This is a genomic window from Microcoleus sp. EPA2, assembly GCA_020882975.1.
Taxonomy (GTDB): domain Bacteria; phylum Cyanobacteriota; class Cyanobacteriia; order Cyanobacteriales; family Microcoleaceae; genus Microcoleus.
This window is the reverse complement of the sequence record JAHRFD010000064.1, coordinates 1-11,003: the sequence shown is the minus strand read 5'-3', so window position 1 is coordinate 11,003 and position 11,003 is coordinate 1. Positions and strand designations below refer to the sequence as shown.

Sequence of the window (11,003 nt, the reverse complement as noted above, 5' to 3'; positions counted from 1 at the left end):
GCACAAAGTAAAACCCCCGACCGTTTTCACGATCGGGGGTTTTGGTGTAGGTGCTTGACGATGACCTACTCTCACATGGGGAAACCCCACACTACCATCGGCGATGCATCGTTTCACTACTGAGTTCGGGATGGGATCAGGTGGTTCCAATGCTCTATGGTCGTCAAGCGATTCAGCTGGGATGTCGCGTTAGCGCTATCCCGAATTGGGTATGTGATGTCTTGGTTTGTAGTCTTGCAAATTTTCGGCTGTTGCAGTCTTCATAGAGACACACAAACATCAAATTGTTTGGGTGTTATATGGTCAAGCCTCACGGGCAATTAGTATTGGTTAGCTCAACGCCTCACAGCGCTTACACACCCAACCTATCAACGTCGTAGTCTTCGACGGCCCTTTAGGGAACTCAAGGTTCCAGTGAGATCTCATCTTGAGGCAAGTTTCCCGCTTAGATGCTTTCAGCGGTTATCTTTTCCGAACATAGCTACCCGGCAATGCCACTGGCGTGACAACCGGAACACCAGAGGTTCGTCCACTCCGGTCCTCTCGTACTAGGAGCAGCCCCTCTCAAATCTCAAACGTCCACGGCAGATAGGGACCGAACTGTCTCACGACGTTCTAAACCCAGCTCGCGTACCACTTTAAATGGCGAACAGCCATACCCTTGGGACCGGCTTCAGCCCCAGGATGTGATGAGCCGACATCGAGGTGCCAAACACCGCCGTCGATATGAACTCTTGGGCGGTATCAGCCTGTTATCCCCGGAGTACCTTTTATCCGTTGAGCGATGGCCCTTCCATACAGAACCACCGGATCACTAAGACCTACTTTCGTACCTGCTCGACGTGTCTGTCTCGCAGTCAAGCGCGCTTTTGCCTTTATACTCTACGACCGATTTCCGACCGGTCTGAGCGCACCTTCGTACTCCTCCGTTACTCTTTAGGAGGAGACCGCCCCAGTCAAACTACCCACCATACACTGTCCTCGATCCGGATAACGGACCAGAGTTAGAACCTCAAGGTTGCCAGGGTGGTATTTCAAGGATGGCTCCACGCGAACTGGCGTCCACGCTTCAAAGCCTCCCACCTATCCTACACAAGCAAACTCAAAGTCCAGTGCAAAGCTATAGTAAAGGTTCACGGGGTCTTTCCGTCTAGCCGCGGATACACTGCATCTTCACAGCGATTTCAATTTCACTGAGTCTCGGGTGGAGACAGCGCCGCCATCGTTACGCCATTCGTGCAGGTCGGAACTTACCCGACAAGGAATTTCGCTACCTTAGGACCGTTATAGTTACGGCCGCCGTTTACCGGGGCTTCGATCAAGAGCTTCGCGTTAGCTAACCCCATCAATTAACCTTCCGGCACCGGGCAGGCGTCACACCCTATACGTCCACTTTCGTGTTTGCAGAGTGCTGTGTTTTTAATAAACAGTCGCAGCGGCCTGGTATCTTCGACCGGCATGGGCTTACGTAGTAAATACTTCACCCTCACCGGCGCACCTTCTCCCGAAGTTACGGTGCCATTTTGCCTAGTTCCTTCACCCGAGTTCTCTCAAGCGCCTTGGTATTCTCTACCTAACCACCTGTGTCGGTTTGGGGTACGGTTCCTAATTACCTGAAGCTTAGAAGCTTTTCCTGGAAGCATGGCATCAACCACTTCGTCATCTAAAAGATAACTCGTCATCAGTTCTCGGCCTTGATTTCCCGGATTTACCTAAGAAATCAGCCTACCACCTTAAACACGGACAACCAACGCCGTGCTGGCCTAGCCTTCTCCGTCCCTCCATCGCAGTAATTAGAAGTACGGGAATATTAACCCGTTTCCCATCGACTACGCATTTCTGCCTCGCCTTAGGGGCCGACTCACCCTGCGTCGATTAACGTTGCGCAGGAAACCTTGGTCTTTCGGCGTGGGAGTTTTTCACTCCCATTGTCGTTACTCATGTCAGCATTCGCACTTCTGATACCTCCAGCAAGCTTCTCAACTCACCTTCACAGGCTTACAGAACGCTCCTCTACCGCTCAACTTACGTTGAACCCGTAGCTTCGGTGTATGGTTTGAGCCCCGTTACATCTTCCGCGCAGGCCGACTCGACTAGTGAGCTATTACGCTTTCTTTAAAGGGTGGCTGCTTCTAAGCCAACCTCCTAGCTGTCTAAGCCTTCCCACATCGTTTCCCACTTAACCATAACTTTGGGACCTTAGCTGACGGTCTGGGTTGTTTCCCTTTTCACGACGGACGTTAGCACCCGCCGTGTGTCTCCCGTGCTGACACTTGCTGGTATTCGGAGTTTGCATCGGTTTGGTAAGTCGGGATGACCCCCTAGCCGAAACAGTGCTCTACCCCCAGCAGTGATACACGAGGCGCTACCTAAATAGCTTTCGAGGAGAACCAGCTATCTCCGAGCTTGATTAGCCTTTCACTCCGATCCACAGGTCATCCGCTAACTTTTCAACGGTAGTCGGTTCGGTCCTCCAGTCAGTGTTACCTAACCTTCAACCTGCCCATGGATAGATCGCCCGGTTTCGGGTCTATACCCAGCGACTAAACGCCCTATTAAGACTCGCTTTCGCTACGCCTCCCCTATTCGGTTAAGCTCGCCACTGAATATAAGTCGCTGACCCATTATACAAAAGGTACGCAGTCACCCAACAAAGTGGGCTCCCACTGCTTGTACGCATACGGTTTCAGGATCTATTTCACTCCCCTCTCCGGGGTTCTTTTCGCCTTTCCCTCACGGTACTAGTTCACTATCGGTCAGTCAGTAGTATTTAGCCTTGGAGGATGGTCCCCCCATATTCAGACAAAGTTTCTCGTGCTCCGTCCTACTCGATTTCATTGATAAGAGAATTTCGTGTACGGGGCTATCACCCACTACGGCGGCACTTTCCAGAGCCTTCCACTATTCTCAAATCAACTTAAGGGCTAGTCCCCGTTCGCTCGCCACTACTAAGGGAATCTCGGTTGATTTCTATTCCTCAGGGTACTTAGATGTTTCAGTTCCCCTGGTTCGCCTTACACACCTATGTATTCAGTGTGTAATAACCAGCTTATGCTGGCTGGGTTCCCCCATTCAGAGATCTCCGGATCAAAGTCTGTTTGCCGACTCCCCGGAGCTTATCGCAGGCTACAACGTCTTTCATCGCCTCTGACTGCCAAGGCATCCACCGTATGCGCTTCTTCACTTGACCATATAACCCCAAGCAATCTGGTTACTGTCTCTAACGTGAAGACGACATTCGCCGAAAATTTGCAATTGAGAACTACAAATTTTACCTTGACCAGATTAATTACCAGTGAAAGTAATTAATCAGTCACTTCTATCACATACCCAAATTTTTAAAGAACGATTTTCTTACTGGTCAAAGACCAGAAATCAACATTCATCTGCCTATGCAGGAACGTTCATTTCTGAACTCTAAACGAGGGTGTAAGTGGTGGAGCCAAGCGGGATCGAACCGCTGACCTCCTGCGTGCAAGGCAGGCGCTCTCCCAGCTGAGCTATGGCCCCAATTACATCTAAGGCCTCACCCCACAACAATTGGTGGGTCTGGGCAGATTCGAACTGCCGACCTCACCCTTATCAGGGGTGCGCTCTAACCAACTGAGCTACAGACCCAATCGTCTTTCGCAATGAATCAAGCAATTCGTGTGGGGACTTATGAAGAAGCTGAAGTCTTCGATTAAGGAGGTGATCCAGCCGCAGGTTCCCCTACGGCTACCTTGTTACGACTTCACCCCAGTCATGAATCACACCGTGGTAACCGTCCTCCCGAAGGTTAGACTAGCTACTTCTGGTGCAACCCACTCCCATGGTGTGACGGGCGGTGTGTACAAGGCCCGGGAACGTATTCACCGTGACATTCTGATTCACGATTACTAGCGATTCCGACTTCACGCAGTCGAGTTGCAGACTGCGATCCGGACTACGATCGGTTTTATGGGATTAGCTCCACCTCGCGGCTTGGCAACCCTTTGTACCGACCATTGTAGCACGTGTGTAGCCCTGGCCGTAAGGGCCATGATGACTTGACGTCATCCCCACCTTCCTCCGGTTTGTCACCGGCAGTCTCCTTAGAGTTCCCACCATTACGTGCTGGTAACTAAGGACAAGGGTTGCGCTCGTTACGGGACTTAACCCAACATCTCACGACACGAGCTGACGACAGCCATGCAGCACCTGTGTCTGAGCTCCCGAAGGCACCAATCTATCTCTAGAAAGTTCTCAGCATGTCAAGGCCAGGTAAGGTTCTTCGCGTTGCTTCGAATTAAACCACATGCTCCACCGCTTGTGCGGGCCCCCGTCAATTCATTTGAGTTTTAACCTTGCGGCCGTACTCCCCAGGCGGTCAACTTAATGCGTTAGCTGCGCCACTAAGTTCTCAAGGAACCCAACGGCTAGTTGACATCGTTTACGGCGTGGACTACCAGGGTATCTAATCCTGTTTGCTCCCCACGCTTTCGCACCTCAGTGTCAGTATCAGTCCAGGTGGTCGCCTTCGCCACTGGTGTTCCTTCCTATATCTACGCATTTCACCGCTACACAGGAAATTCCACCACCCTCTACCGTACTCTAGCTCAGCAGTTTTGAAAGCAGTTCCCAGGTTGAGCCCGGGGATTTCACTTCCAACTTACTGAACCACCTACGCGCGCTTTACGCCCAGTAATTCCGATTAACGCTTGCACCCTTCGTATTACCGCGGCTGCTGGCACGAAGTTAGCCGGTGCTTATTCTGTCGGTAACGTCAAAGTAGCAACGTATTAGGTTACTACCCTTCCTCCCAACTTAAAGTGCTTTACAATCCGAAGACCTTCTTCACACACGCGGCATGGCTGGATCAGGCTTTCGCCCATTGTCCAATATTCCCCACTGCTGCCTCCCGTAGGAGTCTGGACCGTGTCTCAGTTCCAGTGTGACTGATCATCCTCTCAGACCAGTTACGGATCGTCGCCTTGGTGAGCCATTACCTCACCAACTAGCTAATCCGACCTAGGCTCATCTAATGGCGCGAGGTCCGAAGATCCCCCGCTTTCTCCCGTAGGACGTATGCGGTATTAGCGTCCGTTTCCGAACGTTATCCCCCACCACTAGGCAGATTCCTAGGCATTACTCACCCGTCCGCCGCTCTCAAGAGAAGCAAGCTTCTCTCTACCGCTCGACTTGCATGTGTTAGGCCTGCCGCCAGCGTTCAATCTGAGCCATGATCAAACTCTTCAGTTCAATACTGCTTGGGTTTTGAGAAAACCCTAAACTTGGCTCAGCAATCGCAAAACTCTCAACTTAATGAGAGGTAACTCTCGAATTAACGAGTGTTGCTTTGTGATGCTGATAATCTTGCGACTAACAGTCTTACCTCACAAGCACCCACACGAATTGCTTGATTCAGTTGTTAAAGAGCGGTTGGTTAAGTCTTTCGTCTCAACCGAGGCGCGCATTCTACAGCAGCCTCATTCTGCGTCAAGCTATTTTTCAAAGAATTTCTCTTTCTACTCAACAACTTACAAGTGACGCTCAAGCATCAGGTTCTGCCTTTAGCAAAACTTCATGCTTGTACTAATAGTAAAACCCCCGACCGTTTTCACGATCGGGGGTTTTGGTGTAGGTGCTTGACGATGACCTACTCTCACATGGGGAAACCCCACACTACCATCGGCGATGCATCGTTTCACTACTGAGTTCGGGATGGGATCAGGTGGTTCCAATGCTCTATGGTCGTCAAGCGATTCAGCTGGGATGTCGCGTTAGCGCTATCCCGAATTGGGTATGTGATGTCTTGGTTTGTAGTCTTGCAAATTTTCGGCTGTTGCAGTCTTCATAGAGACACACAAACATCAAATTGTTTGGGTGTTATATGGTCAAGCCTCACGGGCAATTAGTATTGGTTAGCTCAACGCCTCACAGCGCTTACACACCCAACCTATCAACGTCGTAGTCTTCGACGGCCCTTTAGGGAACTCAAGGTTCCAGTGAGATCTCATCTTGAGGCAAGTTTCCCGCTTAGATGCTTTCAGCGGTTATCTTTTCCGAACATAGCTACCCGGCAATGCCACTGGCGTGACAACCGGAACACCAGAGGTTCGTCCACTCCGGTCCTCTCGTACTAGGAGCAGCCCCTCTCAAATCTCAAACGTCCACGGCAGATAGGGACCGAACTGTCTCACGACGTTCTAAACCCAGCTCGCGTACCACTTTAAATGGCGAACAGCCATACCCTTGGGACCGGCTTCAGCCCCAGGATGTGATGAGCCGACATCGAGGTGCCAAACACCGCCGTCGATATGAACTCTTGGGCGGTATCAGCCTGTTATCCCCGGAGTACCTTTTATCCGTTGAGCGATGGCCCTTCCATACAGAACCACCGGATCACTAAGACCTACTTTCGTACCTGCTCGACGTGTCTGTCTCGCAGTCAAGCGCGCTTTTGCCTTTATACTCTACGACCGATTTCCGACCGGTCTGAGCGCACCTTCGTACTCCTCCGTTACTCTTTAGGAGGAGACCGCCCCAGTCAAACTACCCACCATACACTGTCCTCGATCCGGATAACGGACCAGAGTTAGAACCTCAAGGTTGCCAGGGTGGTATTTCAAGGATGGCTCCACGCGAACTGGCGTCCACGCTTCAAAGCCTCCCACCTATCCTACACAAGCAAACTCAAAGTCCAGTGCAAAGCTATAGTAAAGGTTCACGGGGTCTTTCCGTCTAGCCGCGGATACACTGCATCTTCACAGCGATTTCAATTTCACTGAGTCTCGGGTGGAGACAGCGCCGCCATCGTTACGCCATTCGTGCAGGTCGGAACTTACCCGACAAGGAATTTCGCTACCTTAGGACCGTTATAGTTACGGCCGCCGTTTACCGGGGCTTCGATCAAGAGCTTCGCGTTAGCTAACCCCATCAATTAACCTTCCGGCACCGGGCAGGCGTCACACCCTATACGTCCACTTTCGTGTTTGCAGAGTGCTGTGTTTTTAATAAACAGTCGCAGCGGCCTGGTATCTTCGACCGGCATGGGCTTACGTAGTAAATACTTCACCCTCACCGGCGCACCTTCTCCCGAAGTTACGGTGCCATTTTGCCTAGTTCCTTCACCCGAGTTCTCTCAAGCGCCTTGGTATTCTCTACCTAACCACCTGTGTCGGTTTGGGGTACGGTTCCTAATTACCTGAAGCTTAGAAGCTTTTCCTGGAAGCATGGCATCAACCACTTCGTCATCTAAAAGATAACTCGTCATCAGTTCTCGGCCTTGATTTCCCGGATTTACCTAAGAAATCAGCCTACCACCTTAAACACGGACAACCAACGCCGTGCTGGCCTAGCCTTCTCCGTCCCTCCATCGCAGTAATTAGAAGTACGGGAATATTAACCCGTTTCCCATCGACTACGCATTTCTGCCTCGCCTTAGGGGCCGACTCACCCTGCGTCGATTAACGTTGCGCAGGAAACCTTGGTCTTTCGGCGTGGGAGTTTTTCACTCCCATTGTCGTTACTCATGTCAGCATTCGCACTTCTGATACCTCCAGCAAGCTTCTCAACTCACCTTCACAGGCTTACAGAACGCTCCTCTACCGCTCAACTTACGTTGAACCCGTAGCTTCGGTGTATGGTTTGAGCCCCGTTACATCTTCCGCGCAGGCCGACTCGACTAGTGAGCTATTACGCTTTCTTTAAAGGGTGGCTGCTTCTAAGCCAACCTCCTAGCTGTCTAAGCCTTCCCACATCGTTTCCCACTTAACCATAACTTTGGGACCTTAGCTGACGGTCTGGGTTGTTTCCCTTTTCACGACGGACGTTAGCACCCGCCGTGTGTCTCCCGTGCTGACACTTGCTGGTATTCGGAGTTTGCATCGGTTTGGTAAGTCGGGATGACCCCCTAGCCGAAACAGTGCTCTACCCCCAGCAGTGATACACGAGGCGCTACCTAAATAGCTTTCGAGGAGAACCAGCTATCTCCGAGCTTGATTAGCCTTTCACTCCGATCCACAGGTCATCCGCTAACTTTTCAACGGTAGTCGGTTCGGTCCTCCAGTCAGTGTTACCTAACCTTCAACCTGCCCATGGATAGATCGCCCGGTTTCGGGTCTATACCCAGCGACTAAACGCCCTATTAAGACTCGCTTTCGCTACGCCTCCCCTATTCGGTTAAGCTCGCCACTGAATATAAGTCGCTGACCCATTATACAAAAGGTACGCAGTCACCCAACAAAGTGGGCTCCCACTGCTTGTACGCATACGGTTTCAGGATCTATTTCACTCCCCTCTCCGGGGTTCTTTTCGCCTTTCCCTCACGGTACTAGTTCACTATCGGTCAGTCAGTAGTATTTAGCCTTGGAGGATGGTCCCCCCATATTCAGACAAAGTTTCTCGTGCTCCGTCCTACTCGATTTCATTGATAAGAGAATTTCGTGTACGGGGCTATCACCCACTACGGCGGCACTTTCCAGAGCCTTCCACTATTCTCAAATCAACTTAAGGGCTAGTCCCCGTTCGCTCGCCACTACTAAGGGAATCTCGGTTGATTTCTATTCCTCAGGGTACTTAGATGTTTCAGTTCCCCTGGTTCGCCTTACACACCTATGTATTCAGTGTGTAATAACCAGCTTATGCTGGCTGGGTTCCCCCATTCAGAGATCTCCGGATCAAAGTCTGTTTGCCGACTCCCCGGAGCTTATCGCAGGCTACAACGTCTTTCATCGCCTCTGACTGCCAAGGCATCCACCGTATGCGCTTCTTCACTTGACCATATAACCCCAAGCAATCTGGTTACTGTCTCTAACGTGAAGACGACATTCGCCGAAAATTTGCAATTGAGAACTACAAATTTTACCTTGACCAGATTAATTACCAGTGAAAGTAATTAATCAGTCACTTCTATCACATACCCAAATTTTTAAAGAACGATTTTCTTACTGGTCAAAGACCAGAAATCAACATTCATCTGCCTATGCAGGAACGTTCATTTCTGAACTCTAAACGAGGGTGTAAGTGGTGGAGCCAAGCGGGATCGAACCGCTGACCTCCTGCGTGCAAGGCAGGCGCTCTCCCAGCTGAGCTATGGCCCCAATTACATCTAAGGCCTCACCCCACAACAATTGGTGGGTCTGGGCAGATTCGAACTGCCGACCTCACCCTTATCAGGGGTGCGCTCTAACCAACTGAGCTACAGACCCAATCGTCTTTCGCAATGAATCAAGCAATTCGTGTGGGGACTTATGAAGAAGCTGAAGTCTTCGATTAAGGAGGTGATCCAGCCGCAGGTTCCCCTACGGCTACCTTGTTACGACTTCACCCCAGTCATGAATCACACCGTGGTAACCGTCCTCCCGAAGGTTAGACTAGCTACTTCTGGTGCAACCCACTCCCATGGTGTGACGGGCGGTGTGTACAAGGCCCGGGAACGTATTCACCGTGACATTCTGATTCACGATTACTAGCGATTCCGACTTCACGCAGTCGAGTTGCAGACTGCGATCCGGACTACGATCGGTTTTATGGGATTAGCTCCACCTCGCGGCTTGGCAACCCTTTGTACCGACCATTGTAGCACGTGTGTAGCCCTGGCCGTAAGGGCCATGATGACTTGACGTCATCCCCACCTTCCTCCGGTTTGTCACCGGCAGTCTCCTTAGAGTTCCCACCATTACGTGCTGGTAACTAAGGACAAGGGTTGCGCTCGTTACGGGACTTAACCCAACATCTCACGACACGAGCTGACGACAGCCATGCAGCACCTGTGTCTGAGCTCCCGAAGGCACCAATCTATCTCTAGAAAGTTCTCAGCATGTCAAGGCCAGGTAAGGTTCTTCGCGTTGCTTCGAATTAAACCACATGCTCCACCGCTTGTGCGGGCCCCCGTCAATTCATTTGAGTTTTAACCTTGCGGCCGTACTCCCCAGGCGGTCAACTTAATGCGTTAGCTGCGCCACTAAGTTCTCAAGGAACCCAACGGCTAGTTGACATCGTTTACGGCGTGGACTACCAGGGTATCTAATCCTGTTTGCTCCCCACGCTTTCGCACCTCAGTGTCAGTATCAGTCCAGGTGGTCGCCTTCGCCACTGGTGTTCCTTCCTATATCTACGCATTTCACCGCTACACAGGAAATTCCACCACCCTCTACCGTACTCTAGCTCAGCAGTTTTGAAAGCAGTTCCCAGGTTGAGCCCGGGGATTTCACTTCCAACTTACTGAACCACCTACGCGCGCTTTACGCCCAGTAATTCCGATTAACGCTTGCACCCTTCGTATTACCGCGGCTGCTGGCACGAAGTTAGCCGGTGCTTATTCTGTCGGTAACGTCAAAGTAGCAACGTATTAGGTTACTACCCTTCCTCCCAACTTAAAGTGCTTTACAATCCGAAGACCTTCTTCACACACGCGGCATGGCTGGATCAGGCTTTCGCCCATTGTCCAATATTCCCCACTGCTGCCTCCCGTAGGAGTCTGGACCGTGTCTCAGTTCCAGTGTGACTGATCATCCTCTCAGACCAGTTACGGATCGTCGCCTTGGTGAGCCATTACCTCACCAACTAGCTAATCCGACCTAGGCTCATCTAATGGCGCGAGGTCCGAAGATCCCCCGCTTTCTCCCGTAGGACGTATGCGGTATTAGCGTCCGTTTCCGAACGTTATCCCCCACCACTAGGCAGATTCCTAGGCATTACTCACCCGTCCGCCGCTCTCAAGAGAAGCAAGCTTCTCTCTACCGCTCGACTTGCATGTGTTAGGCCTGCCGCCAGCGTTCAATCTGAGCCATGATCAAACTCTTCAGTTCAATACTGCTTGGGTTTTGAGAAAACCCTAAACTTGGCTCAGCAATCGCAAAACTCTCAACTTAATGAGAGGTAACTCTCGAATTAACGAGTGTTGCTTTGTGATGCTGATAATCTTGCGACTAACAGTCTTACCTCACAAGCACCCACACGAATTGCTTGATTCAGTTGTTAAAGAGCGGTTGGTTAAGTCTTTCGTCTCAACCGAGGCGCGCATTCTACAGCAGCCTCAT

4 tRNA genes and 6 rRNA genes are annotated in these 11,003 nt (G+C 51.1%); all 10 read right to left on the bottom strand.

Annotated features, from left to right (window positions below):
• Window positions 1-52: 52 nt before the first annotated feature.
• Window positions 53-168 (bottom strand): 5S ribosomal RNA (gene rrf / locus AAFP14_RS26420).
• A gap of 131 nt (window positions 169-299) precedes the next feature.
• Window positions 300-3,190, bottom strand: a 23S ribosomal RNA gene (locus AAFP14_RS26415).
• 244 nt (window positions 3,191-3,434) lie between these two features.
• Window positions 3,435-3,510: transfer RNA gene (locus AAFP14_RS26410), tRNA-Ala, on the bottom strand.
• A gap of 31 nt (window positions 3,511-3,541) precedes the next feature.
• Window positions 3,542-3,618: transfer RNA gene (locus tag AAFP14_RS26405), tRNA-Ile, on the bottom strand.
• A gap of 65 nt (window positions 3,619-3,683) precedes the next feature.
• Window positions 3,684-5,220 (bottom strand): 16S ribosomal RNA (locus tag AAFP14_RS26400).
• A 384-nt stretch (window positions 5,221-5,604) separates the two neighbouring features.
• A 5S ribosomal RNA gene (rrf, locus tag AAFP14_RS26395) occupies window positions 5,605-5,720 on the bottom strand.
• Window positions 5,721-5,851: 131 nt separating this feature from the next.
• Window positions 5,852-8,742: ribosomal RNA gene (locus AAFP14_RS26390) — 23S ribosomal RNA — on the bottom strand.
• A gap of 244 nt (window positions 8,743-8,986) precedes the next feature.
• Window positions 8,987-9,062 (bottom strand) — tRNA-Ala (locus AAFP14_RS26385).
• A gap of 31 nt (window positions 9,063-9,093) precedes the next feature.
• Window positions 9,094-9,170, bottom strand: a tRNA-Ile gene (locus tag AAFP14_RS26380).
• A 65-nt stretch (window positions 9,171-9,235) separates the two neighbouring features.
• A 16S ribosomal RNA gene (locus tag AAFP14_RS26375) occupies window positions 9,236-10,772 on the bottom strand.
• Together the 16S, 23S and 5S rRNA genes with 4 tRNA genes alongside form the textbook arrangement of a ribosomal RNA operon.
• Between the last annotated feature and the right edge of the window lie 231 nt (window positions 10,773-11,003).